At 52.1% G+C, this 24167-nt stretch carries 25 protein-coding genes and 1 pseudogene; 18 read left to right on the top strand and 8 right to left on the bottom strand.

The window, feature by feature from the left end:
• The first annotated feature begins 179 nt into the window (after nt 1-179).
• From idnT to OH663_RS16710, 3 genes are all read left to right on the top strand, one after another.
• A complete protein-coding gene (idnT, locus tag OH663_RS16720; RefSeq protein WP_048222237.1) occupies nt 180-1499 on the top strand; it encodes a gnt-II system L-idonate transporter in 1320 nt (439 codons plus the stop codon).
• Nucleotides 1500-1551: 52 nt separating this feature from the next.
• Entirely contained in the window at nt 1552-2550 is a 999-nt protein-coding gene (idnR, locus tag OH663_RS16715; RefSeq protein WP_045439240.1) for a DNA-binding transcriptional regulator IdnR, read from the top strand.
• Between the two features lie 79 nt (nt 2551-2629).
• Entirely contained in the window at nt 2630-4132 is a 1503-nt protein-coding gene (locus tag OH663_RS16710; RefSeq protein ID WP_200012542.1) for a helicase HerA-like C-terminal domain-containing protein, read from the top strand.
• Nucleotides 4133-4171: 39 nt separating this feature from the next.
• Here the strand turns inward: OH663_RS16710 and lptG are convergent, their stop codons facing one another.
• From lptG to OH663_RS16695, 3 genes are all read right to left on the bottom strand, one after another.
• Nucleotides 4172-5254, bottom strand: a complete 1083-nt coding sequence (gene lptG, locus OH663_RS16705; RefSeq protein WP_045439235.1) for an LPS export ABC transporter permease LptG — start codon at nt 5252-5254, stop codon at nt 4172-4174.
• On the bottom strand, nt 5254-6354 hold the full coding sequence (gene lptF, locus OH663_RS16700) for an LPS export ABC transporter permease LptF (RefSeq protein ID WP_045439231.1): 1101 nt from the start codon (nt 6352-6354) through the stop codon (nt 5254-5256). The genes lptG and lptF overlap by 1 nt, the downstream gene beginning before the upstream one ends.
• A 62-nt stretch (nt 6355-6416) precedes the next feature.
• A complete protein-coding gene (locus tag OH663_RS16695; RefSeq protein ID WP_223307023.1) occupies nt 6417-6467 on the bottom strand; it encodes a hypothetical protein in 51 nt (16 codons plus the stop codon).
• Nucleotides 6468-6620: 153 nt separating this feature from the next.
• Here OH663_RS16695 and pepA point away from each other — a divergent pair, with 153 nt between their 5' ends.
• From pepA to OH663_RS16675, 4 genes are all read left to right on the top strand, one after another.
• Nucleotides 6621-8132: a leucyl aminopeptidase gene (gene pepA / locus OH663_RS16690; protein WP_045439229.1), complete on the top strand. Its 1512-nt coding sequence runs from the start codon at nt 6621-6623 to the stop codon at nt 8130-8132.
• A 92-nt stretch (nt 8133-8224) separates the two neighbouring features.
• Nucleotides 8225-8668 carry a DNA polymerase III subunit chi gene (holC, locus tag OH663_RS16685; RefSeq protein WP_045439226.1) on the top strand — a complete coding sequence of 148 codons (444 nt, stop codon included), beginning with the start codon at nt 8225-8227 and terminating at the stop codon, nt 8666-8668.
• Nucleotides 8668-11523 carry a valine--tRNA ligase gene (locus OH663_RS16680; RefSeq protein WP_200012540.1) on the top strand — a complete coding sequence of 952 codons (2856 nt, stop codon included), beginning with the start codon at nt 8668-8670 and terminating at the stop codon, nt 11521-11523. Before holC ends, OH663_RS16680 begins: the two co-directional genes overlap by 1 nt.
• 175 nt (nt 11524-11698) lie before the next feature.
• Nucleotides 11699-12202: a GNAT family N-acetyltransferase gene (locus OH663_RS16675; RefSeq protein WP_045439219.1), complete on the top strand. Its 504-nt coding sequence runs from the start codon at nt 11699-11701 to the stop codon at nt 12200-12202.
• Nucleotides 12203-12205: 3 nt separating this feature from the next.
• On the opposite strand, the gene OH663_RS16670 is transcribed toward OH663_RS16675, so the two are convergent.
• From OH663_RS16670 to rraB, 3 genes are all read right to left on the bottom strand, one after another.
• On the bottom strand, nt 12206-13036 hold the full coding sequence (locus OH663_RS16670; RefSeq protein ID WP_200012528.1) for a topoisomerase II: 831 nt from the start codon (nt 13034-13036) through the stop codon (nt 12206-12208).
• 71 nt (nt 13037-13107) lie between these two features.
• Entirely contained in the window at nt 13108-13881 is a 774-nt protein-coding gene (gene miaE / locus OH663_RS16665; RefSeq protein WP_045439216.1) for a tRNA isopentenyl-2-thiomethyl-A-37 hydroxylase MiaE, read from the bottom strand.
• Between the two features lie 51 nt (nt 13882-13932).
• The gene (gene rraB / locus OH663_RS16660) at nt 13933-14358 is read right to left on the bottom strand and encodes a ribonuclease E inhibitor RraB (protein WP_045439213.1); all 426 of its coding nucleotides are present in this window, start codon (nt 14356-14358) and stop codon (nt 13933-13935) included.
• 92 nt (nt 14359-14450) lie between these two features.
• Between rraB and argL the strand changes: the two genes are divergently transcribed.
• Both argL and argF (OH663_RS16650) read left to right on the top strand, forming a co-directional pair.
• Entirely contained in the window at nt 14451-14552 is a 102-nt protein-coding gene (gene argL / locus OH663_RS26110; RefSeq protein WP_404842351.1) for a putative translational regulatory protein ArgL, read from the top strand.
• Complete coding sequence (argF, locus tag OH663_RS16650; protein WP_200012526.1) at nt 14522-15526, top strand: ornithine carbamoyltransferase; 1005 nt, start codon at nt 14522-14524, stop codon at nt 15524-15526. Before argL ends, argF (OH663_RS16650) begins: the two co-directional genes overlap by 31 nt.
• A gap of 55 nt (nt 15527-15581) precedes the next feature.
• Here the strand turns inward: argF (OH663_RS16650) and OH663_RS16645 are convergent, their stop codons facing one another.
• On the bottom strand, nt 15582-16034 hold the full coding sequence (locus tag OH663_RS16645; RefSeq protein WP_045439205.1) for a YhcH/YjgK/YiaL family protein: 453 nt from the start codon (nt 16032-16034) through the stop codon (nt 15582-15584).
• 671 nt (nt 16035-16705) lie between these two features.
• Here OH663_RS16645 and arcA point away from each other — a divergent pair.
• From arcA to OH663_RS16620, 5 genes are all read left to right on the top strand, one after another.
• Nucleotides 16706-17926: an arginine deiminase gene (gene arcA, locus OH663_RS16640; protein ID WP_045439201.1), complete on the top strand. Its 1221-nt coding sequence runs from the start codon at nt 16706-16708 to the stop codon at nt 17924-17926.
• A gap of 9 nt (nt 17927-17935) precedes the next feature.
• Complete coding sequence (gene arcC / locus OH663_RS16635) at nt 17936-18862, top strand: carbamate kinase (RefSeq protein WP_200012513.1); 927 nt, start codon at nt 17936-17938, stop codon at nt 18860-18862.
• A gap of 83 nt (nt 18863-18945) precedes the next feature.
• Nucleotides 18946-19950 carry an ornithine carbamoyltransferase gene (argF, locus tag OH663_RS16630; RefSeq protein ID WP_200012503.1) on the top strand — a complete coding sequence of 335 codons (1005 nt, stop codon included), beginning with the start codon at nt 18946-18948 and terminating at the stop codon, nt 19948-19950.
• Nucleotides 19951-20005: 55 nt separating this feature from the next.
• Nucleotides 20006-21409, top strand: coding sequence for a YfcC family protein (locus tag OH663_RS16625; RefSeq protein ID WP_045439193.1), 1404 nt, complete (start codon nt 20006-20008; stop codon nt 21407-21409).
• A gap of 143 nt (nt 21410-21552) precedes the next feature.
• On the top strand, nt 21553-22032 hold the full coding sequence (locus OH663_RS16620; RefSeq protein ID WP_045439191.1) for an arginine repressor: 480 nt from the start codon (nt 21553-21555) through the stop codon (nt 22030-22032).
• On the opposite strand, the gene OH663_RS16615 is transcribed toward OH663_RS16620, so the two are convergent.
• Complete coding sequence (locus OH663_RS16615; protein ID WP_200012493.1) at nt 22029-22151, bottom strand: hypothetical protein; 123 nt, start codon at nt 22149-22151, stop codon at nt 22029-22031. The genes OH663_RS16620 and OH663_RS16615 overlap by 4 nt on opposite strands.
• Between OH663_RS16615 and pyrL the strand changes: the two are divergent.
• The 4 genes and pseudogenes from pyrL (at nt 22131) to ridA (ending at nt 24141) form a co-directional block, all read left to right on the top strand.
• Nucleotides 22131-22266 (top strand): annotated as a pseudogene (gene pyrL / locus OH663_RS16610) (pyr operon leader peptide). The gene OH663_RS16615 and the pseudogene pyrL sit on opposite strands and share 21 nt — an antisense overlap.
• Nucleotides 22267-22268: 2 nt before the next feature.
• The gene (gene pyrB, locus OH663_RS16605; RefSeq protein ID WP_045439188.1) at nt 22269-23204 is read left to right on the top strand and encodes an aspartate carbamoyltransferase; all 936 of its coding nucleotides are present in this window, start codon (nt 22269-22271) and stop codon (nt 23202-23204) included.
• 12 nt (nt 23205-23216) lie between these two features.
• Complete coding sequence (gene pyrI, locus OH663_RS16600) at nt 23217-23678, top strand: aspartate carbamoyltransferase regulatory subunit (RefSeq protein WP_003025816.1); 462 nt, start codon at nt 23217-23219, stop codon at nt 23676-23678.
• 76 nt (nt 23679-23754) lie between these two features.
• Nucleotides 23755-24141: a 2-iminobutanoate/2-iminopropanoate deaminase gene (gene ridA / locus OH663_RS16595; RefSeq protein ID WP_042321681.1), complete on the top strand. Its 387-nt coding sequence runs from the start codon at nt 23755-23757 to the stop codon at nt 24139-24141.
• The last annotated feature ends 26 nt before the right edge of the window (nt 24142-24167 follow it).

Raw genomic sequence — 24167 nt, 5'->3', positions numbered from 1 at the left:
AACGCAACATCACGCAGCGCCCAGGCGCTGCATTTTTGGCCCCCCCTAAATAATTCGAGTTGCAGGACGGCGGCAAGTGAATGAACCCGATGAGCTTACTTGAGTAAGTGATTCGGGTGAGTGAGCGCAGCCCACATACCTGCAACTTGAAGTATGACGGGTGTATAAGAGAAACGATTATGCCATTAATAATAATTGCGGCAGGCGTCGCGCTGCTTCTGGTCCTGATGATTGGCTTTAAAGTTAACGGCTTTATTGCCCTTGTACTGGTTGCGGCTGTCGTCGGTTTTGCCGAAGGGATGGATGCACAGGCCGTTCTGCACTCAATACAAAACGGCATCGGCGGGACGCTTGGCGGACTGGCGATGATCCTGGGTTTCGGCGCAATGCTCGGGAAGCTAATTTCCGATACTGGTGCGGCCCAACGCATCGCCACCACGCTGATTAGTACGTTCGGGAAAAAGCGCGTGCAGTGGGCGCTGGTAATCACCGGGCTGGTCGTCGGTCTGGCGATGTTCTTCGAAGTCGGTTTTGTTCTGCTGCTACCGCTGGTATTTACAGTGGTTGCCTCATCTGGCCTGCCGCTGCTGTATGTCGGCGTGCCAATGGTTGCCGCCCTTTCTGTTACTCACTGTTTTCTGCCGCCGCATCCGGGACCAACGGCGATCGCCACGATTTTCGAGGCGAACCTGGGGACCACGTTGCTGTACGGATTTATCATTACTATCCCGACGGTGATTGTCGCCGGACCACTGTTTTCCAAGCTGCTGACCCGTTTTGAGAAAGCGCCACCGGAAGGTTTATTCAACCCACATTTGTTCACCGAAGAAGAGATGCCATCATTCTGGAACAGTATCTTTGCGGCGGTTATCCCGGTAATACTGATGGCAGTAGCGGCGGTATGCGAAATTACGCTGCCAAAAACCAACAGCGTACGGGTGTTTTTTGAGTTTATCGGTAACCCTGCGGTCGCGTTGTTTATCGCCATCGTGCTCGCTATTTTTACCCTTGGTCGACGTAACGGACGTACGATTGAGCAAATTATGGATATCATTGGCGACTCTATCGGCGCGATTGCGATGATTGTGTTTATCATCGCCGGTGGTGGTGCGTTTAAGCAGGTTCTGGTGGACAGCGGCGTGGGGCAGTATATCTCACACCTGATGACCGGCACCTCGCTCTCTCCGCTACTGATGTGCTGGACGGTAGCCGCCTTGCTGCGCATCGCGCTCGGTTCAGCGACCGTTGCCGCTATTACTACTGCGGGTGTGGTGCTGCCGATTATTAACGTCACCCATGCTGACCCGGCGCTGATGGTGCTGGCAACTGGCGCGGGCAGCGTGATTGCCTCACACGTTAACGATCCGGGATTCTGGTTGTTTAAAGGCTATTTTAATCTCAGCGTCGGGGAAACGTTACGTACCTGGACGGTAATGGAAACGCTGATTTCCATTATGGGACTGCTGGGGGTTCTGGCGCTGAACGCCATCCTGCATTAATACGGTATTTACCGGGGAGCGAAAGTCAGTGCTCCCCGGCACTGGAGAGAAAATGAGGAACCACAGAATTTCTTTGCAAGACATCGCCACCCTGGCGGGTGTGACCAAAATGACAGTGAGCCGCTACATCCGTTCGCCGAAAAAGGTCGCAAAGGAAACCGGTGAACGTATCGCGCAGATTATGGAGGAGATTAATTACATCCCTAACCGTGCGCCCGCAATGCTATTGAATGCGCAAAGCTATACGCTCGGTGTGCTGATCCCCTCTTTTCAAAACCAACTGTTCGCCGACATCCTTGCAGGTATTGAATCGGTGACCTCGGACCATAACTATCAGACGTTGATCGCTAACTACAATTACGACCGGGAATCCGAAGAAGAGTCAGTGATTAACCTGCTCTCGTACAATATCGACGGTATTATTCTTTCCGAGAAATATCACACTCTGCGCACCGTGAAGTTTCTGCGATCAGCCACCATTCCGGTGGTTGAGCTGATGGATATTCAGGGCGATCGCCTGGATATGGAAGTGGGCTTTGATAACCGTCAGGCGGCGTTTGATATGGTCAGCACCATGCTGGATAAACGCCAGCGCCACAAAATTCTCTATCTGGGGTCGAAAGATGATATCCGCGATGAGCAGCGCTACCGCGGTTACTGCGATGCCATGACGCGTCGTGGACTGGAGCCGCTGCGCGTCAATCCGCGCGCGATTTCATCCATCCACCTGGGAACACAAATGATGCGTGATGCCCTCACGGCACACCCTGACGTAGACGGCGTTTTTTGTACCAATGACGATATTGCGATGGGTGCGTTGCTGTTGTGTCGCGAACACAACCTTGCCGTACCGGAGCAGATCTCCATTGCCGGGTTCCACGGACTGGAAATGGGCAGGCAGATGATCCCAAGCCTCGCCAGCGTCATTACTCCGCGTTTTGACATTGGGCGCATGGCGGCGCAAATGTTACTGAGCAAAATCAAGAACAACGACCATAACCACAACACGGTTGATTTGGGGTATCAGATTTATCACGGCAATACGCTTTAAGTCATTTTCTCTCCCTGTCGCATACTTTCTTTCATTCACATTGCCTATACTCCAGGCAGGATAAATGGAGGAAATCTTAATGAGCACACCCCTGTTAATTGCCCGCACACCGGACACCGAACTGTTTTTACTGCCAGGCATGGCCAACCGTCACGGGCTGATTACCGGCGCAACCGGGACCGGCAAAACCGTCACGTTACAAAAGCTTGCCGAATCGCTGTCTGAGATTGGTGTGCCGGTATTTATGGCTGATGTGAAAGGTGACTTAACCGGTGTGGCACAGGAAGGACAAGCGTCAGAAAAACTGCTCGCTCGCCTGAAAAATATCGGTATTACCGACTGGCAGCCACATGCCAATCCGGTAACGGTATGGGATATCTTTGGCGAGAAAGGTCACCCCGTTCGCGCCACTGTTTCTGATCTCGGGCCACTGCTTCTTGCCCGGCTGCTGAACCTGAACGACGTACAGTCTGGCGTATTAGATATTATCTTCCGCATTGCTGATGATCAGGGGCTGCTCCTGCTCGATTTCAAAGATCTGCGGGCGATTACCCAGTACATCGGCGATAACGCCAAATCCTTCCAGAATCAGTATGGCAACATCAGCAGCGCCTCGGTGGGGGCTATCCAGCGCGGATTACTGTCGCTGGAGCAACAGGGCGCAGCGCATTTCTTTGGCGAGCCGATGCTGGAGATTAAAGACTGGATGCGCACCGACGCCAGTGGTAAAGGGATGATCAACATCCTCAGCGCCGAACAGCTCTACCAGATGCCCAAACTGTATGCTGCCAGCCTGCTATGGATGCTCTCCGAGCTGTACGAACAATTACCGGAAGCGGGCGATCTGGAGAAACCGAAGCTGGTATTCTTCTTCGACGAGGCCCATCTGTTGTTCAATGACGCTCCGCAGGTGCTATTGGATAAAATCGAGCAGGTGATTCGTCTGATCCGCTCGAAAGGTGTCGGCGTGTGGTTTGTTTCGCAAAACCCGTCTGATATTCCTGACAACGTACTCGGCCAATTGGGCAACCGTGTGCAGCACGCCCTGCGCGCGTTCACGCCCAAAGATCAGAAAGCGGTGAAAGCAGCTGCGCAAACCATGCGCGCCAATCCGGCATTTGATACCGAAAAAGCCATTCAGGAGTTGGGCACCGGCGAAGCGCTGGTTTCATTTCTCGACGCCAAAGGCAGTCCCTCAGTGGTTGAACGGGCAATGGTGATTGCACCGTGTTCGCGGATGGGTCCGGTGACGGACGATGAACGTAACGGGTTAATTAATCACTCTTCTCTGTACGGCAAATATGAAGAAGAGGTCGATCGTGAATCCGCCTATGAACGCTTACAGAAAGGGGTTCAGGCCAGTACCGAACAGCAAAATCCCCCCCCAGCCAACGGCAAAGCAGTCGAGGTGGACGACGGTATTCTTGGCGGGCTAAAGGATATCCTGTTTGGTAGCACCGGACCGCGCGGTGGCAAGCGCGATGGTGTGGTACAAAGCGTGGCGAAAAGCGCGGCGCGTCAGGTCACTAACCAGATAATCCGTGGCATGTTGGGAAGTTTAATGGGCGGCAGAAAACGCTAGCAGAAAGACGCCCCTCCCGAACAACGAGAGGGGCAGATGTTATGACTTACGCAGCATCAGCCAGAGGCTGATCAGGAAGAACGATGCGCTTGGCAGCAACGCGCCGATGATCGGTGGAATACCGTACACCAGCGTCAGTGGGCCAAAGATCTGGTCCAGCACGTAGAACACGAAACCAAAGCTAATCCCTGTCACCACGCGCACACCCATCGGCACGCTACGCAGCGGGCCAAAGATAAACGACAGCGCCATCAGCATCATTACCGCTACCGATAACGGCTGAAAGACTTTGCTCCACATATTGAGCTGGTAGCGTCCGGCATCCTGGCCGCTCGACTTCAGGTACTTCACGTAGTTATGCAGACCGCTGATGGAGAGCGCATCTGGATCCAATGCCACCACACCAAGTTTGTCTGGCGTAAGGTTGGTTTTCCAGGTTCCGCTCACAGTTTGCGAACCGGTGATTTGTTTCGGATCCTGCAGGTTAGATTCATCAACCTGCGACAGGCGCCAGACTTTATTATCGGCATCGAATTTTGCATTCGCGGCATAACGCACAGACAACAGGCGACGCTGATCGTTAAAGGTGTAGATACTGATACCACCCAGCTCTTCGTCACCTTTCACCCGCTCAATGTAGACAAAGCTGTCACCATCTTTCGCCCACAGCCCCTGTTGGGTTGAGAGCAGCGAGCCGCCATACATCTGCTGCGCACGGTAGTTACGCGCCATCTGTTCGCCCTGAGGCGCAACCCATTCACCGATAGCCATCGTCAACAGCACCAGCGGAATAGCGGTTTTCATCACCGACAATGCGACCTGCATACGGGTAAAACCAGAAGCCTGCATCACTACCAGTTCACTGCGCTGGGCCAGCATGCCCAGCCCCAGCAACGCGCCGAGCAGCGCGGCCATAGGGAAGAAGATCTGAATATCTTTCGGTGCGCTGAGCAGGGTATACAGCCCTGCGCCCATCGCATCGTAGCTCCCCTGCCCGGCTTTTTTGAGCTGGTCTACAAACTTGATGATGCCGGAGAGCGACACCAGCATGAACAACGTCATCATGATGGTGGTGAAAATCGTTTTACCGATATAGCGGTCAAGTACACCAAAGGGCTGCATTATACCGCTCCTTTACGCAGAAAACGGGCACGCAAGCGGCGCACTGGCAACGTATCCCACAGGTTAAGCGCAATCGCCAGTGCCAGATAAAGCAGGTTAACCGTCCACATCCAGAGCGCTGGATCAAGCTTACCTTTGCCACCGTTCGACTTCAGGGAAGTCTGGATCAGGAAGAACATCAGATACAATAGCATTGCTGGCAGCATGGAAAGCACACGCCCCTGACGCGGGTTAACCACGCTCAGCGGCACAACCATCAGCGCCATCATAAATACGGTGAATACCAATGTGATACGCCAGTGCAGTTCCGCACGGGCACGATCGGTATCGGTCGTCCACAATGTGCGCATATCCATCTGGTCGGTATCGTTGGGATCCAGCGCCACAGCCTGATGACCGATAATTCCCTGATAATCCTGGAAGTCGGTAATACGGAAATCGCGTAACAGTGCAGTACCTTCAAAGCGCGTACCTTTGTTCAGCACCACCACCTGAGAGCCATCGCGCAACTGGGTCAAATGTCCTGAATCAGCCACCACCACCGAAGGACGGGCGTTACCTTTCGGGCGGATTTGCGCGAGGAAGACATCTTTGAAGTTGTTACCATCGACGCTTTCGATAAACAGTACCGAACTGCCGTTGGTGGCCTGCTGGAATTGCCCCTGTGCGAGTGCAGCCATGCCAGGATTCGCTTTCGCTTCCGCCAGCACTTCATCCTGATGTTTTGAGGACCAGGGTCCAGCCCACATGACGTTCACCGCCGCAATAATACTGGTAAACAACGCCAGCACCATCGCCGCTTTCACCAGCACCGCTTTGCTCAGACCGCAGGCGTGCATGACCGTAATTTCACTTTCGGTATACAGTTTACCCAGCGTCATTAGCAGCCCGAGGAACAGGCTTAATGGCAAGATAAGTTGCGCCATTTCTGGCACGCCCAGCCCCAGAAGCGAGAGCACCAGATTTGCCGGGATATCACCGTCAACCGCCGCACCGAGGATCCTGACTAGCTTTTGACAAAAGAAGATCAAAAGTAGAATGAAAAGGATCGCAAGTTGGCTTTTGAGCGTTTCCCGTACCAGATATCTTATGATTATCACTTTAAATACGCCCGTAAAAACTCGTCTTTTGCCGGAATTTAGCTTGTTTCATGGCTTATACGTCATTTATTCTCTTGAGTCGTCGAAATCGTCGCTAAGACTATTATACTCAACGGATTCACCTCTCAGAAATTGTTCTGACGTGCCAATGCCGTAATAACGTTAAGATTAACACGAAGTCACCGCAACAGCGGGTATGAGTTACGAAAGCTTGCAATTCTATCCGTAGCCACCGCCGTTGTCTTTAAGATTCAGGAGCGTAGTGCATGGAGTTCAGTGTAAAAAGCGGTAGCCCGGAGAAACAGCGGAGTGCCTGCATCGTCGTGGGCGTCTTTGAACCACGCCGCCTCTCTCCGATTGCAGAGCAGCTCGACAAGATCAGCGACGGGTACATCAGCGCACTGCTGCGTCGTGGTGAACTGGAAGGCAAACCGGGTCAAACCCTGTTGCTGCACCATGTTCCTAACGTTCTGTCTGAGCGAATTCTCCTCATTGGTTGTGGCAAAGAGCGTGAGCTTGATGAGCGCCAGTACAAGCAAGTTATTCAGAAAACCATCAACACCCTGAATGACACTGGCTCGATGGAAGCAGTCTGCTTTCTGACTGAGCTGCATGTGAAAGGCCGTAACAACTACTGGAAAGTGCGTCAGGCTGTAGAGACCGCGCAGGAAACGCTGTACAGCTTTGATCAGCTAAAGACCAACAAAAGCGAGCCGCGTCGCCCGCTGCGTAAAATGGTCTTCAACGTACCTACCCGCCGTGAGCTGACCAGCGGTGAACGTGCTATTCAGCACGGTCTGGCTATTGCCGCCGGTATTAAAGCCGCGAAAGATCTCGGCAACATGCCGCCGAACATCTGTAATGCGGCGTACCTGGCGTCTCAGGCACGTCAGCTGGCTGACAGCTACAGCAAAAATGTGGTGACGCGCGTGATTGGCGAGCAACAGATGAAAGAGCTGGGCATGCACTCTTACCTGGCCGTTGGCCACGGGTCGCAGAACGAGTCGCTGATGTCCGTTATCGAGTACAAAGGCAATCCGTCAGAAGATGTCCGTCCGATTGTTCTGGTCGGCAAAGGACTAACCTTTGACTCCGGTGGTATTTCCATCAAGCCTGCCGAAGGCATGGACGAGATGAAATACGACATGTGCGGCGCAGCGGCAGTGTATGGCGTGATGCGTATGGTGGCGGAGCTGCAATTGCCGATTAACGTCGTCGGTGTGCTGGCTGGTTGTGAAAACATGCCAGGTGGTCGCGCGTATCGTCCGGGTGATGTGCTGACTACCATGTCCGGCCAGACTGTTGAAGTGCTCAATACTGATGCCGAAGGCCGCCTGGTGCTGTGTGACGTGTTAACCTACGTTGAGCGTTTTGAACCAGAAGCGGTCATTGATGTGGCGACGTTAACCGGTGCGTGCGTCATTGCGCTGGGCCATCACATCACCGGCCTGATGTCGAACCATAACCCGCTGGCGCACGAGCTGATTGGTGCTTCTGAACAAGCAGGCGATCGCGCGTGGCGTTTACCGCTGGGCGATGAATTCCAGGAACAACTGGAATCCAACTTTGCGGATATGGCCAATATTGGCGGACGTCCTGGCGGGGCAATTACTGCGGGCTGCTTCCTGTCACGCTTTACCCGTAAGTACAACTGGGCGCATCTGGACATCGCCGGTACCGCATGGCGTTCAGGAAAAGCCAAAGGAGCAACCGGTCGTCCGGTCGCGCTGCTGTCGCAGTTCCTGCTCAATCGTGCTGGTTTTAACGGCGAAGAGTAAGTTTGAGATTGTCCCGTAGGCCAGATAGCGCCATCCGGCCTACGGTGTGCATCATGGCAACGCATTTAAATCCACCACAAGAAGCCCCATATATGAAGAATGCAACGTTCTACCTTCTGGACAATGACACCGTCATTGATGGCTTAAGCGCCGTCGAGCAACTGGTGTGTGAAATTGCCGCAGAACGTTGGCGCGCGGGCAAGCGTGTACTGATTGCCTGTGAAGATGAAAGACAAGCTATTCGGCTGGATGAAGCGCTGTGGGCGAGACCGGCAGAAAGCTTTGTGCCGCATAATCTGGCGGGTGAAGGCCCGCGCGGCGGTGCACCAGTTGAAATTGCCTGGCCGGAAAAGCGCAATAGTAGCCCACGCGATCTGCTGATCAGTTTGCGCGTTGGCTTTGTAGATTTTGCCACCGCTTTCACAGAAGTGATAGACTTTGTCCCTTACGAAGATTCTTTGAAACAATCGGCACGCGAGCGCTACAAAGCATATCGCGTGGCTGGTTTTAACCTGAATACGGCAACCTGGAAATAATGGAAAAGACATACAACCCACAAGATATCGAACAGCCGCTTTACGAGCACTGGGAAAAGCAGGGCTATTTCAAACCTAACGGCGATGAAAGCAAAGAGTCCTTCTGCATCATGATCCCGCCGCCGAACGTTACCGGCAGTTTGCATATGGGTCATGCTTTCCAGCAGACCATCATGGACACCATGATCCGTTACCAGCGCATGCAGGGTAAAAACACCCTGTGGCAGGCAGGTACTGACCATGCGGGTATCGCAACCCAGATGGTGGTTGAACGTAAGATTGCTGCCGAAGAAGGTAAAACCCGTCACGACTATGGTCGCGATGCTTTTATCGATAAAATCTGGCAGTGGAAAGCGGAGTCCGGCGGTACGATTACCCGTCAGATGCGCCGTCTGGGCAACTCTGTGGACTGGGAGCGCGAGCGCTTTACCATGGATGAAGGCCTTTCCAATGCCGTGAAAGAAGTCTTTGTTCGCTTGTACAAAGAAGACCTGATTTACCGTGGCAAACGCCTGGTAAACTGGGATCCAAAACTGCGTACTGCTATTTCTGATCTGGAAGTGGAAAACCGCGAGTCCAAAGGCTCGATGTGGCACATCCGCTATCCGCTCGCCGATGGTGCAAAAACCGCCGACGGTAAAGATTACCTGGTCGTTGCGACAACCCGTCCGGAAACCGTACTGGGTGATACCGGCGTGGCCGTTAACCCGGAAGATCCGCGCTATAAAGACCTGATCGGCAAATTCGTGATCCTGCCGCTGGTTAACCGCCGCATTCCAATTGTTGGCGATGAACACGCCGATATGGAAAAAGGCACCGGTTGCGTGAAAATCACCCCGGCCCACGACTTCAATGACTATGAAGTGGGTAAACGTCACGGCCTGCCGATGATCAACATTCTGACCTTTGACGGCGATATCCGTGAAAGTGCAGAAGTGTACGACACCAAAGGTGAAGAGTCCGACGTTTACTCCAATGAGATCCCGGCTGAATTCCAGAAGCTGGAGCGTTTTGCCGCACGTAAAGCCGTGGTTGCTGCTGTCGACGCACTGGGCCTGCTGGAAGAGATTAAACCGCACGATCTGACTGTTCCTTACGGCGACCGTGGCGGCGTGGTTATTGAACCGATGCTGACCGACCAGTGGTACGTTCGTGCCGATGTGCTGGCGAAACCGGCCGTGGAAGCGGTTGAGAATGGCGACATTCAGTTTGTACCGAAACAATACGAAAACATGTACTTCTCCTGGATGCGCGATATTCAGGACTGGTGTATCTCCCGTCAACTGTGGTGGGGTCACCGTATTCCGGCATGGTATGACAACGACGGTAACGTCTACGTTGGCCGTAACGAAGACGAAGTACGTCAGGAAAACAACCTGGGCGCCGACGTTGCCCTGCGTCAGGACGAAGACGTTCTCGATACCTGGTTCTCCTCCGCACTGTGGACCTTCTCCACCCTCGGCTGGCCGGAAAACACCGACGCTCTGCGTCAGTTCCACCCGACCAGCGTGATGGTTTCCGGCTTCGACATCATCTTCTTCTGGATTGCCCGCATGATCATGATGACCATGCATTTCATCAAAGATGAAAACGGCAAGCCGCAGGTTCCGTTCAAGACCGTCTACATGACTGGCCTGATCCGTGACGACGAAGGCCAGAAGATGTCCAAATCCAAGGGGAACGTTATCGACCCGCTGGATATGGTTGACGGAATCTCCCTGCCTGAGTTGCTGGAAAAACGTACCGGCAATATGATGCAGCCGCAGCTGGCAGAGAAAATCGCCAAACGCACCGAGAAGCAGTTCCCGAACGGCATCGAGCCGCACGGTACCGACGCTCTGCGTTTCACCCTGGCAGCACTCGCGTCTACCGGTCGCGATATCAACTGGGATATGAAGCGTCTGGAAGGTTACCGTAACTTCTGTAACAAGCTGTGGAACGCCAGCCGCTTTGTGCTGATGAATACCGAAGACCAGGATTGCGGCTTTAACGGCGGCGAAATGACGCTGTCGCTGGCGGACCGCTGGATCCTCGCAGAATTCAACCAGACCGTGAAAGCGTACCGCGAAGCACTGGATAACTTCCGCTTCGATATCGCCGCAGGCATCCTGTACGAATTCACCTGGAACCAGTTCTGCGATTGGTATCTGGAGCTGACCAAGCCGGTAATGAACGGTGGTTCAGAGTCTGAACTGCGCGGTACCCGCCACACGCTGGTGACGGTTCTGGAAGGTCTGCTGCGCCTGGCGCACCCGATTATTCCATTCATCACCGAAACCATCTGGCAGCGTGTGAAAGTGATTTGCGGTATCACCGCAGACACCATCATGCTGCAACCGTTCCCGGAATACGATGCGGCTCAGGTTGATGAAGCGGCACTGTCTGATACCGAATGGCTGAAGCAGGCGATCGTTGCCGTGCGTAACATCCGTGCGGAAATGAACATTGCCCCAGGCAAACCACTGGAATTGCTGCTGCGTGGTTGCAGTGAAGCCGCGATTCGTCGCGTCAACAACAACCGTAGCTTCCTGCTGAATCTGGCGCGTCTGGAAAGCATCACCGTGCTGCCTGCCGACGATAAAGGTCCGGTATCCGTGACCAAAATCATCGACGGTGCTGAGCTGCTGATCCCGATGGCTGGCCTCATCAATAAAGAAGATGAACTGGCACGTCTGGCGAAAGAAGTGGCGAAAATCGAAGCTGAAATCAGCCGCATCGAAAATAAACTGTCTAACGAAGGCTTTGTGGCGCGTGCACCGGAAGCGGTGATCGCCAAAGAGCGCGAGAAGCTGGACGGTTATGCAGAAGCGAAAGCTAAACTGATTGAGCAGCAGGCGGTTATTAGCGCGCTGTAATCTGAAAGCCGGGAGGCATATCGCTTACCCGGCCTGTTATATCTTTAATATCAATGTATTGCGCGCTTCCTGGGGTGCGCAATACATCCGTTCCTGAATTTTCCTCTCTTGCACATCCCCGTCCCACAGTGTTATTAACTGCGTATATCCGCCACTACATGTCACGAGTTTTGCTATGAATGTTATTTCACCGGTCGCGGCCACCCTGCGCCTTATCACCGCTGACGATAATTCAGCCGTTGCCAGCGTGATCCGTCAGGTTTCCGCTGAATACGGCCTGACCGCCGATAAAGGCTATACCGTCGCCGACCCTAATCTCGATGAGCTATATCAGCTCTACAATCAGCCAGGATATGCATATTGGGTTGTCGAGCAGAACGGAAAGGTTGTGGGCGGTGGCGGCATCGCACCACTTTCCTGTAGCGAACCTGATATTTGTGAACTGCAAAAAATGTATTTTTTACCCACGATACGTGGACAGGGAATGGCAAAGAAACTGGCGTTGATGGCGCTGGACCATGCCCGTGAACAGGGCTTTAAGCGCTGTTATCTGGAAACCACTGCCTTTTTGCGTGAGGCGATTGGCCTGTATGAACATTTAGGGTTTGAGCACATCAGCGAACCATTGGGCTGTACCGGGCACGTCGATTGTGAAGTGCGGATGCTCAAACCCCTTTGAGTTTTACTGCATGTCAGGTGCGACCGACAGGCGAATAACGCCGGCCGCATTTGCCGCAGGCAGTTTCAGCACCTGCGACCAGAAGTCCTGCACCAGATCGCAGGCAATCTTTTCTTTACCAACGCCTTTCTGCGGATCGGCCATGATTTCAATATCATGGCCATAACGCTGCACTAACGGTGGCACGACTGCCTGCACATCCTGTGTTGCCTGCTGACGTTCAGTTTCCGTAACCGTGTGTCGGTTTGGCCCATAGGCAGCACGCATCATTGCAGCATCGCTCTCCATCCGCCGCTGAATAATCTCCTTCGCAATCAAATGGACCGGGTTAATTCCACCTTTCACCGCCGGAAACAGAAAACGGAAGCACTCGTCATCCCCTTTCTTTTGCACTGCCGCAATCTGTTCAAGGTTGATTTTCATATAGGCCGTGACGTTCTCGTCCGGCGCATTCTGTAAGCGTGCCATCTGAATCTGCAATATCTGCGGTTGTACCGCATCAATCATCTCCTGCTCGCTTTTACCCTCTTTTCGCATCTGCAGGGCCTGCATGCGAATACGCTGCCATAATGCGGGTTCCTGCTCTTTTAGCACGATCATCGTTGGCAGGGTTGCCATCGCGGCATCAAATTTTTGTTCTTCGGTCTGACCTGAGGCTGCATTTTCCCGGGGGATCAGGTAATGCACGTCAAAAACGTTCCACGCAATGATCGCTATCACCATGAAAACCGCGCCGGAGATTTTCCCCACCCAGCCTTTTTTGCGAAAGATGCCCACCACGATGGCGATAACCACGCCTACGTAAGCAGCGAGTAATACATGTGTCCAGTTCATTGGTAATCCTTGTCCCAAAAAGAGACATTCTTAACGTCTGCAGACATCCTGTCACTGGGCAACAGCAAAAACTACCGAATTTTAGAGATGACCGGTACGCCACTGTGAAAACGGAACTCATCGTCCGGGGATAAGATCAGCGAAGCTTCTACTTCACCAAAAAATCGTACTCTTTCACTGATATCGTGTGCAGAAACCTGCTGTGCCAGCGCCAGATAATCCTGATAATGGCGCGCCTCTGAACGGAGCAACGACAGATAAAATGCCTGTAACTCGTCATCCAGATACGGTGCCAGAGCAGCGAAACGTTCGCAGGAACGCGCCTCGATATACGCGCCGCAAATGAGCTTATCAATCAGCGTTAACGGCTCATGGGTTCGCACCTCTTTGAGCATGCCTTTGGCATAACGGCTGGCAGTAATTTTGATATACGGAATATTGCGACTCATCATCGCCTCCCGCACCTGCCAGAAGTGGTGTAACTCTTCTTTGATCAACAAAACCATGCTGTCGATAAGCTGTCGTCCCCATGGGTCGTCAGTTTGCGGCATCACACTTTTGCCGATCTGCTTATTCAGTGAGATGAAATCAGGTTCTTCCCCTTCCCGGAAGGCAAAGGCCTCATAGGGTTTCAGCCACTCCAGCAGCGCCTGCGCTCCCTGCTTATCAGCGACATATTTACGCACCAGCAACATCGCGGTTTGCGCCGCTTTCAGTTCACAAATGAGGTGGTCGGTCAGTAACAGAGGTAGATGTTCCGGGTCTCGCGCTTTATCAAGCCATGCCTGGGGTGTTTTGCAGTGCAGGAAGTTCAGGATCGGGGAGAGTATTTGCGGGTAATCCATACGTTGTCCTTGCCCTACGACAGCAAACGCTGCCGTAGGTCAGCAGATGATTTAGTGACGCACGCCATCATCATCTTCGTCGACGAAATCTTCATCGTCGCCGTCTTCACCTTCTTCGCCGTTAGGGTCTTCAAAATAAGTACCCCACCCGTCGTACTCCACATCAAATTTTTCAGCCAGATTCATCAGTTGCTCAACCTGGGAGTCAATCAGCTCGGCGTTCAGAGCACATTCGCTGAGGATGTCACAGCAAATTACCGTGTCGCCCTCTTCCACTTCCAGCTCTTCCGGCTCGGTCACTTCATAACCCAGTTTGAAGGCTTCTACTGCTGCTTTTTCCAGGGTTTCAAAATCATCTGCGGAAAGGTGATGCTCGATGGTATACAGCGCATCAGGATCGCTGCCATCTTCAAGTAATTCTTCAATAATCAAGCGTGTTTCTTCACGCTGTTCTTCCAGGTGTTCCGGGTTTGCCATGGCTCGTTCCTCATAATGTCCTGCCGATACTCTTATTGTCACATACCGCTGACATTGCCTCCACCTTTCCAGGAAAGATTTGTTAAACAAGGTTGCAAACGAATAAATATCCATATAAATTGAATTTTAATTCAATAAATGGCTTAAGCCATGTGAGGGAACCATGTCTGCACTTTATCAGAAGCATTTTTTGAAACTGCTTGATTTCACCTCTGCTGAACTCGCATCACTGCTACAACTCGCCGCACAACTAAAGGTGGATAAGAAAAACGGCACAGAGATCGCCAAACTGACCGGCAAAAACATCGCGCTCATCTTCGAAAAAGACTCGACCCGTACCCGTTGCTCTTTCGAAGTTGCCGCATACGATCAGGGTGCTCGCGTAACGTATCTCGGGCCAAGCGGCAGTCAGATTGGTCATAAAGAGTCGATTAAAGATACCGCCCGAGTGCTCGGTCGCATGTACGACGGTATTCAGTACCGGGGCCACGGACAGGAGGTCGTTGAGACACTGGCGGAGTATGCCGGGGTTCCGGTATGGAATGGGTTAACTAACAAATTTCACCCCACTCAGTTACTGGCCGATCTGTTAACTATGCAAGAACATCTGCCGGGTAAAGCGTTTAATGAGATGACGCTGGTATATACCGGCGATGCCCGCAACAATATGGGGAACTCGATGCTGGAAGCAGCAGCGTTAACGGGGCTGGATTTGCGTCTGGTTGCGCCACAAGCCTGCTGGCCTGAAGAAAATCTGGTTGCGGAATGCAAAGCCCTGGCACAGAAAAACGGCGGTAATATAACGCTGACTGAAGATGTTGCCACAGGCGTTAAAGGTGCAGATTTCATCTATACCGACGTTTGGGTATCAATGGGTGAAGCGAAAGAGAAATGGGCCGAGCGTATTGCGTTACTGCGTAAATATCAGGTCAACAGCAGCATGATGGCGCTGACCGGCAACCCGCAGGTGAAATTCTTGCACTGCTTGCCTGCATTTCATGACGATCAGACCACGCTTGGCAAAAAAATGGCGGAAGAGTACGGTCTGCATGGCGGTATGGAAGTGACAGACGAGGTCTTCGAGTCACCCGCCAGTGTGGTATTCGATCAGGCAGAAAACCGCATGCACACAATCAAAGCGGTGATGGTCGCGACGTTAGCGAAGTGACTATATTACATGACGGAAGTGCCGGATGGCGTCTCATCCGGCATCACAATATATTCTACGCCACCAGCATTTTCACCACAGCTTTGCGTACCAGCGCAGGCTTACCCACCGCACACAGCGGCTTATGGACCTCCCCTGGATAGAACACCACAAAGTCACCTTCATTCAGTACAACCGTTTTCTCCTCAGCCCCTTCCGGTAAAAAGGCGATATCTTTATCCTCCAGCCAGTCGGTCTCCGGCGCACCCGCAGGTAATGTGCTGAAAGTCATCCCTTCCTGGCCTTTGAGCAGGATCTGAATATCAAGATAACGGGCATGGTACTCGGCACGGCGCTGCTCGAACGGCTCGGTCATATCTTCTGCAATCAGATAAAACAGGCGATTGCCATCGATGTCATGCTTACCTTTTTCAGTTTCATCCGTCACATGCGCTTTAATGTGCTCAATCGCCTGTCTCAACTCTTCTGGCAGCCATGCTTCCAGGTGGTGAATATTGCCAATAATCATTTCAAAACCCTCAACTAAAACAACGTTTCATTTTGGTTGTTATACGAAAAAACCGTCTGCCATACAACTCCTGGTTACTGATATTTTGCGTCAACGCATGTTTATCGCTGATGATGTTGGTCAGTTGTTAATATCCAGGATGAGTTATGCATAAACTATGCATAACTCATGATCCCCTCTTTCCCTGATGTTATGTAACCAACTGTTTTACAAAATTTTATTAGAAAAACCTGCAACAGGTCACATTTCACTCTCCCTTCATAATGCCTGTATATCCTCATATTTATTTGAAAATAAAAGTTAAACCACAAATAATAAAATTAAAAAATCGCATAACCATTCAAAGATGAAAAATAAACCATTAAAAATCAACAAACTATTAAATTCACTATATTTAAGAAAACACACAAACAATTAACACGAACAAATAACAAGACATATTCATGCGTATTAATTCAATTCAACACCCTATTATTTTTTAATTTCTCAGAACTCTGTCATATATTAAAAAAGAAAAATAAAACGTCCGCTCTACTGTGAAAGAAATCACATTTCTATGTCAGATAAGGTCTAAATATAGATCCCGCAATTAGCTGAAAAATCATGACTGCAAAAATCTTATTTGCAGGCACCTCCTCTTTATTTTTTACAATCACGTTAAAGGGATAATGATGGAAAAGCATTATGTCGGTTCCGAAATCGGTCAATTACGTAGCGTGATGCTACATCGTCCTAATCTCAGTTTAAAAAGGCTGACGCCATCGAACTGTCAGGAGCTGCTTTTTGATGATGTTCTTTCAGTAGAACGTGCGGGTGAAGAACATGACATTTTCGCCGACACACTGCGTCAGCAGGGAATTGAAGTTCTGTTACTCACTGATTTATTGACACAAACTCTTGATATCCCTGACGCAAAAAGCTGGTTACTGGATACGCAAATTTCTGATTACCGCCTTGGCCCCGCTTTCGCTACCGATATTCGCGCCTGGCTGGCAGATATGTCGCACCGGGAACTCGCCCGGCATTTAAGCGGCGGTCTGACCTACGGAGAAATCCCCGCTTCAATCAAAAATATGGTAGTCGACACTCATGATATTAATGATTTTATTATGAAGCCATTACCGAATCACTTATTTACTCGCGACACTTCATGCTGGATATATAACGGTGTGTCTATTAATCCGATGGCCAAAACAGCTCGTCAGCGGGAAACCAATAATCTCCGGGCAATTTATCGCTGGCATCCGCAATTTGCCGATGGTGATTTTATTAAATATTTCGGTGATGAAAATATTAATTATGACCATGCCACGTTAGAAGGTGGTGATGTGCTGGTCATTGGCCGTGGCGCAGTGCTGATCGGCATGTCTGAACGGACAACCCCACAGGGAATCGAGTTTCTTGCCCAGTCGCTATTCAGGCATCGCCAGGCTGAACGCGTGATCGCCGTAGAACTGCCAAAACATCGCTCCTGTATGCATCTCGATACCGTTATGACCCATATCGATATCGATACCTTCTCCGTCTACCCGGAAGTCGTTCGCCCTGACGTTCAGTGCTGGACCCTGACGCCAGATGGACGCGGCGGCCTGAAACGAACTCAGGAAAACACCCTGGTACATGCCCTCGAAAAAGCCCTGGGCCTTGATCAAATTCGCTTAATCACCACCGGTGGTGACGCTTTCGAAGCCGAACGTGAGCAGTGGAATGATGCGAACAACGTCCTCACTCTGCGCCCCGGCGTCGTAGTGGGTTATGAGCGCAACATCTGGACCAACGAAAAATACGATAAAGCCGGAATCACCGTTTTACCCATTCCAGGCGACGAACTTGGACGAGGTCGCGGCGGTGCGCGCTGCATGAGTTGCCCGCTGGAACGCGACGGTATTTAAGGGGACGTCATGGAAAACAAACCTACTCTGGTTGTCGCCCTCGGTGGCAACGCGCTGCTCAAACGTGGCGAGCCGCTGGAAGCAGATATTCAACGTAAAAATATTGAGCTGGCAGCAAAAACCATCGCCCAGCTCACGCAGCAGTGGCGCGTGATCCTGGTGCATGGCAACGGCCCGCAGGTCGGACTGCTGGCGTTACAAAACAGTGCCTACGCCAGCGTCACCCCCTATCCGCTCGACATTCTCGGCGCGGAGAGCCAGGGCATGATCGGCTACATGCTACAGCAGGCGCTGAAAAATCAGCTTCCGCAGCGTGAAATTAGCGTCCTGCTGACGCAGGTTGAAGTCGATGCCAGCGATCCGGCATTCAGCAACCCAACCAAATATATCGGACCGATTTACGACAACATCCAGGCCAGGACATTACAGGCGGAAAAGGGCTGGGTTTTCAAAGCCGACGGTAAAGCATTCCGCCGGGTGGTCCCCTCTCCACAACCCAAGCGCATTGTTGAAAGCGACGCGATTCGTACCCTGATCGCCCGCGATCATCTGGTTATTTGCAACGGTGGCGGTGGTGTGCCCGTGGTGGAGAAGGCCGATGGCTACCACGGTATTGAAGCGGTGATCGACAAAGATCTCTCCGCAGCCCTCCTCGCCAGCCAAATCCATGCCAATGCGCTGCTGATCCTGACAGATGCCGACGCCGTATACCTCGACTGGGGCAAACCCACTCAACGCCCGCTGGCTCAGGTCACTCCGGAGCTACTCAGCGAAATGCAATTCGACGCAGGTTCAATGGGGCCCAAAGTCACGGCCTGCGCCGAGTTTGTCAGCCGCTGCCACGGCATTGCGGGCATCGGTTCGCTGGCTGACGGCACGTCCATTCTCAGCGGAGACAAAGGCACGCTGATTCGCAGCGAAACCGTCGACGCATAAACCCCTTTTACCTGATGGCACGAACCCGCAGGCCGGATAAGGCGAAGTTGCCATCCTGCCTGCTACGACTTAAGGACCTATTTATGGCTATTTCACTGAAAAATCGCAACTTTCTAAAACTTCTCGACTACACCCCCACCGAGATCCAGTACCTCATCGATCTGGCTATCGAGCTAAAAACCGCGAAAAAAGCCGGGCGTGAAAGACAAACACTAATCGGCAAGAACATCGCGCTGATCTTTGAAAAAACCTCTACTCGCACCCGTTGCGCCTTTGAAGTCGGCGCTTTCGACCAGGGTGCGCAAGTGACCTATCTCGGCCCAAGCGGCTCGCAGATTGGTCATAAAGAGTCGATGAAAGATACCGCCCGCGTTTTGGGTCGTATGTATGATGGCATCGAATACCGTGGCTATGGCCAGGACATCGTTGAGGAGCTGGGTGAGTACGCCGGTGTTCCGGTATGGAATGGGCTGACGAATGAATTTCACCCTACGCAGATCCTCGCCGATCTGATGACAATGCTGGAACACGCGCCGGGTAGAACTCTACCTGAACTGAGTTTTGCTTACCTCGGGGATGCCCGTAACAACATGGGCAATTCGCTGATGGTCGGCGCGGCAAAAATGAGCATGGATATTCGCCTGGTCGCACCAAAATCCTTCTGGCCAAATGAAGCTCTGGTCGCCGAATGCCGTGAAATCGCCAGTGTTACTGGTGCGCGCATTACGCTCACCGACGATGTCGCTGAAGGCGTCTACGACGTGGATTTCCTCTATACCGATGTCTGGGTCTCAATGGGCGAGCCAAAAGAAGCATGGGCGGAACGCGTCAGCCTGATGACGCCCTACCAGGTTAACCAACAGGTCATCAAGGCCACCGGCAACCCTAATGTGAAATTTATGCACTGCCTGCCGGCCTTCCATAACGAGCACACCAAAGTAGGACGTGAAATCGAAGCGGCTTACGGCCTGAAAGGGCTGGAAGTCACAGAAGAAGTATTCGAGTCAGTTCACTCGATCGTCTTCGACGAAGCAGAGAACCGGATGCATACCATCAAAGCGGTCATGGTAGCGACACTCGGCGACTAATCCCTCAGGGCATATGTCGCCAGGCGACGTATGCCCGAGCTATCCGGAGAACATCATGGGCAAATTCAAATTTCCCAGCGCATATACCATCCTGTTTATTCTCATTGCACTTGTCGCCGTCATGACCTGGATAGTCCCGGCAGGGAAATACCAGATGGCGATGAATGACACACTGGGCAAAGAAGTACCGGTTGCTGGCACTTACGCCCCCACAGAGGCCCATCCACAAGGTTTTACCGCGGTATTACTGGCACCAATCGACGGTCTTTATAACCATGAAACCTACACCGCCGGTGCAATTGATGTGGCGTTGTTTGTCCTGATCATCGGCGGTTTTTTGGGGGTTGTGAATAAAACAGGTGCTATCGACGCCGGAATTGAACGCGTGACGGTGAGACTTAACGGTAAAGAGGAGTGGATGATCCCCATCCTGATGGGACTTTTTGCTGCCGGAGGAACGATTTACGGGATGGCAGAAGAGTCACTCCCTTTCTACACATTATTAGTTCCGGTAATGATGGCCGCCCGCTTCGATCCGTTAGTTGCCGCCGCTACCGTTCTGCTCGGCGCTGGTATTGGCACACTCGGTTCGACGATTAACCCCTTTGCGACAGTCATCGCTGCTAACGCAGCCGGGATCCCTTTTACCCAGGGGATGTTGATGCGCATTCTGCTACTGCTCGTCGGGTATGTTATCTGCGTCGTGTGGGTGATGCGCTATGCCCGAAAAGTTCGCAGTCATCCAGAGCTGTCTATCGTAGCGGACAAACTGGAGGAAAACCGCGCTCATTTTCTCGGTAATCGCGCCGATACCAACCTTGAGTTCACGGCTACGCGTAAAGCAATCCTGTTTATTTTCGCTGCCGCCTTTGCGGTGATGATTTATGGGGTCGCTGTACTCGGGTGGTGGATGGCGGAAATATCCGGCGTCTTTCTGGCTGCTGCAATTATCGTGGGCGTGATAGCCAGAATGAGCGAAGAAGCATTTACCAGCACGTTCATCGACGGCGCGCGGGATCTGCTTGGTGTCGCGCTAATTATCGGTATTGCCCGCGGCATCGTCGTGGTGATGGATAACGGCATGATTACCCACACGATTCTGCACAGCGCCGAGAATTTAGTCTCTGGCCTTTCTACCACCATTTTCATCAATGTTACCTACTGGCTGGAAGTTTTGCTGTCCTTCCTGGTGCCTTCCTCCTCCGGGCTTGCAGTACTTACCATGCCAATAATGGCTCCGCTGGCAGACTTCGCCCATGTGCAAAGAGATCTGGTTGTCACTGCGTACCAGTCCGCTTCCGGCATTGTGAATCTGGTTACCCCTACCTCTGCGGTGGTAATGGGGGGACTGGCCATTGCTCGCGTACCTTACGTGCGATACCTGAAATGGGTCGCCCCACTACTGCTCATTCTCACGCTGCTGAACATGGCGGTCTTAAGCATTGGCGCCATGCTGTAGCCCTTTTGCCGTCGGATATCGACGGCTTTTTTGAGCGCTCTCTCGTTTTTCTGCCCAACCGCCCGTTTGATCCGTTATCGATACGGAAAATATGGTGAATTTCGCCATCGCATTGATATAAATAATAAATATAAGGTGTCTTTATGAAGGAATACGATGATTACTCTGCCAAAGAGCAACTGCTGCTGGCGGTTTGTCAGCGCCTGATTACAGAAAAACGCTACCTGTCACAGGAAGCCATCCGCTGTGAACTACAAAACCAGGGGTTTGCCGGCATCAGCCAGTCTACTGTCTCACGCCTGCTGAAATTGCTCGGAGCTATAAAAATAAGAAATACAAAAGGGCAAAAAATTTATTCTACAAATCCCCAGTTGCGCCCTGCGCCGGATGCCGCCCGCTCTATTGCTGAAATGGTGGTCAGCATAGAGCACAATAGCGAATTTATCCTTATCCACACCGCAGCGGGATATGGCCGGGCCGTTGCCAGAATCCTCGATTATCACGCATTGCCGGAAGTTCTGGGGGTCGTTGCCGGCAGCAGTATTGTCTGGGTCGCACCTCGGGTAGTTCAGCGAACTGCGCTAGTCCACAAGCAAATTAATTATTTACTAAAGATGAATTAAAATTCATAAGAACCGTTTGCGATGAATAATTTGTGCATTATTTGCTTGATCCCATAACGTAGCTGAGTATAATCGCGGACAATTTGCCGGGAGGATGTATGGCTCAGTGTGTACGACATTTTGTCTTACCGCGTCTGAAAAAAGACGCTGGCCTGCCGTTTTTCTTCCCGTTGATCACCTATTCCAAGCCCCTCAATTGAGGGGCTTTTTTTTTGCCCAGGCGTCAGGAGATAAACATGGCTAACCCGCTCTATCAAAAACACATCATTTCCATAAACGACCTCAGCCGCGATGATCTGAATCTGGTCCTCGCGACGGCGGCGAAACTCAAAGCAAACCCGCAACCGGAACTGTTAAAACATAAAGTAATCGCCAGTTGCTTCTTCGAGGCGTCAACCCGTACCCGTTTATCATTTGAAACCTCGATGCACCGTCTGGGTGCCAGCGTGGTTGGGTTCTCCGACAGCAGCAACACATCCCTGGGCAAAAAAGGTGAAACGCTGGCCGACACCATTTCCGTCATCAGCACCTATGTTGATGCCATTGTGATGCGTCATCCGCAGGAAGGCGCCGCGCGTCTGGCAACTGAATTCTCCGGCAATGTGCCGGTACTGAATGCGGGTGACGGCTCCAACCAGCATCCGACGCAGACCCTGCTGGATCTGTTCACCATTCAGGAAACTCAGGGCCGCCTGGACAATCTGCAGATAGCGATGGTAGGCGACCTGAAATATGGTCGTACCGTCCACTCCCTGACCCAGGCACTGGCGAAATTTGACGGCAACCGCTTCTACTTTATCGCCCCGGATGCGCTGGCAATGCCGCAATACATTCTGGATATGCTGAATGAAAAAGGTATCGCCTGGAGCCTGCATGGCACTATCGAAGAGGTGATGGCGGAAGTGGACATTCTCTATATGACCCGCGTACAGAAAGAACGTCTGGATCCGTCTGAATACGCCAACGTGAAAGCACAGTTTGTTCTGCGCGCCAGCGATCTGAATGGTGCGAGAGAGAATATGAAAGTTCTGCATCCGCTGCCGCGTATCGATGAGATCACTACCGACGTTGATAAGACGCCACATGCCTGGTATTTCCAGCAGGCAGGCAACGGGATATTCGCTCGCCAGGCGTTACTGGCACTGGTTCTGAACCGCGATCTGGCACTGTAAGGGGAAATGACGATGACACACGATAACAAACTGCAAGTAGAAGCCATCAAACGTGGCACTGTGATTGACCATATTCCCGCACAGGTTGGTTTCAAGCTGCTGACGCTGTTCAAACTGACAGAGACCGACCAGCGCATCACTATCGGTCTGAACCTGCCGTCTGGCGAGATGGGCCGTAAGGACCTGATTAAAATTGAAAATACCTTCCTGACCGACGAGCAGGTTAACCAGTTGTCCCTGTACGCTCCACAAGCGACGGTAAATCGCATTGACGACTATGACGTCGTGGGTAAATCACGTCCCAGCCTGCCGGAGCGTATCGATAATGTGCTGGTATGCCCGAACAGCAACTGCATCAGCCATGCTGAGCCGGTTTCATCCAGTTTTGCAGTGAAAAAGCGCGCCGATGACATCGCACTCAAATGCAAATACTGTGAAAAAGAGTTTTCGCATTATGTGGTGCTGGCCAACTAATTGGGGTTGGTAATGAATTCCCGGCTCCCTATAATGACCGGGAACATTCTATTACCGCTGTAATTCAGGAGAAATCATGAGCAAGACTATCGCGACGGAAAATGCACCAGCAGCAATCGGCCCATACGTTCAGGGCGTAGACCTGGGTAGCATGATCATCACTTCCGGTCAGATCCCGGTCGATCCAAAAACCGGTAGCGTATCGGAAGACGTGTCCGCTCAGGCGCGCCAGTCGCTGGAAAACGTGAAGGCTATCGTAGAAGCTGCAGGCCTGAAAGTCGGCGACATCGTAAAAACAACCGTGTTCGTTAAAGACCTGAACGATTTCGCCACCGTTAACGCCACCTACGAAGCGTTCTTCACCGAGCACAACGCCACCTTCCCTGCGCGCTCTTGCGTGGAAGTTGCCCGTCTGCCGAAAGACGTGAAAATCGAGATTGAAGCGATCGCCGTTCGTCGCTAAACAATGAAGAAATCCGGGCGCGAAAG

Source organism: Citrobacter sp. Marseille-Q5395, from assembly GCF_947057495.1.
Lineage (GTDB): Bacteria > Pseudomonadota > Gammaproteobacteria > Enterobacterales > Enterobacteriaceae > Citrobacter > Citrobacter murliniae.
The sequence above is the reverse complement of the archived record's forward strand: the minus strand, read 5'-3'. Positions and strand labels throughout refer to the sequence as shown.

Bases quoted from the DNA above. Each gene is read 5' to 3' on its own strand.
- OH663_RS16670 (WP_200012528.1), bottom strand. From the start codon at position 13,036: ATGAACTGGACACATGTATTACTCGCTGCTTACGTAGGCGTGGTTATC.
- lptG (WP_045439235.1), bottom strand. From the start codon at position 5,254: ATGCAGCCCTTTGGTGTACTTGACCGCTATATCGGTAAAACGATTTTC.
- OH663_RS16645 (WP_045439205.1), bottom strand. From the start codon at position 16,034: ATGATTATTGGCAATATTCACCACCTGGAAGCATGGCTGCCAGAAGAG.
- idnT (WP_048222237.1), top strand. From the start codon at position 180: ATGCCATTAATAATAATTGCGGCAGGCGTCGCGCTGCTTCTGGTCCTG.
- pyrI (WP_003025816.1), top strand. From the start codon at position 23,217: ATGACACACGATAACAAACTGCAAGTAGAAGCCATCAAACGTGGCACT.
- pepA (WP_045439229.1), top strand. From the start codon at position 6,621: ATGGAGTTCAGTGTAAAAAGCGGTAGCCCGGAGAAACAGCGGAGTGCC.
- OH663_RS16615 (WP_200012493.1), bottom strand. From the start codon at position 22,151: ATGTCGTACACACTGAGCCATACATCCTCCCGGCAAATTGTCCGCGAT.
- argF (WP_200012526.1), top strand. From the start codon at position 14,522: ATGTCTGCACTTTATCAGAAGCATTTTTTGAAACTGCTTGATTTCACC.
- rraB (WP_045439213.1), bottom strand. From the start codon at position 14,358: ATGGCAAACCCGGAACACCTGGAAGAACAGCGTGAAGAAACACGCTTG.
- OH663_RS16680 (WP_200012540.1), top strand. From the start codon at position 8,668: ATGGAAAAGACATACAACCCACAAGATATCGAACAGCCGCTTTACGAG.
- arcC (WP_200012513.1), top strand. From the start codon at position 17,936: ATGGAAAACAAACCTACTCTGGTTGTCGCCCTCGGTGGCAACGCGCTG.
- argF (WP_200012503.1), top strand. From the start codon at position 18,946: ATGGCTATTTCACTGAAAAATCGCAACTTTCTAAAACTTCTCGACTAC.
- ridA (WP_042321681.1), top strand. From the start codon at position 23,755: ATGAGCAAGACTATCGCGACGGAAAATGCACCAGCAGCAATCGGCCCA.
- OH663_RS16620 (WP_045439191.1), top strand. From the start codon at position 21,553: ATGAAGGAATACGATGATTACTCTGCCAAAGAGCAACTGCTGCTGGCG.
- pyrB (WP_045439188.1), top strand. From the start codon at position 22,269: ATGGCTAACCCGCTCTATCAAAAACACATCATTTCCATAAACGACCTC.
- arcA (WP_045439201.1), top strand. From the start codon at position 16,706: ATGGAAAAGCATTATGTCGGTTCCGAAATCGGTCAATTACGTAGCGTG.
- idnR (WP_045439240.1), top strand. From the start codon at position 1,552: ATGAGGAACCACAGAATTTCTTTGCAAGACATCGCCACCCTGGCGGGT.
- miaE (WP_045439216.1), bottom strand. From the start codon at position 13,881: ATGGATTACCCGCAAATACTCTCCCCGATCCTGAACTTCCTGCACTGC.
- OH663_RS16625 (WP_045439193.1), top strand. From the start codon at position 20,006: ATGGGCAAATTCAAATTTCCCAGCGCATATACCATCCTGTTTATTCTC.
- OH663_RS16710 (WP_200012542.1), top strand. From the start codon at position 2,630: ATGAGCACACCCCTGTTAATTGCCCGCACACCGGACACCGAACTGTTT.
- OH663_RS16675 (WP_045439219.1), top strand. From the start codon at position 11,699: ATGAATGTTATTTCACCGGTCGCGGCCACCCTGCGCCTTATCACCGCT.
- holC (WP_045439226.1), top strand. From the start codon at position 8,225: ATGAAGAATGCAACGTTCTACCTTCTGGACAATGACACCGTCATTGAT.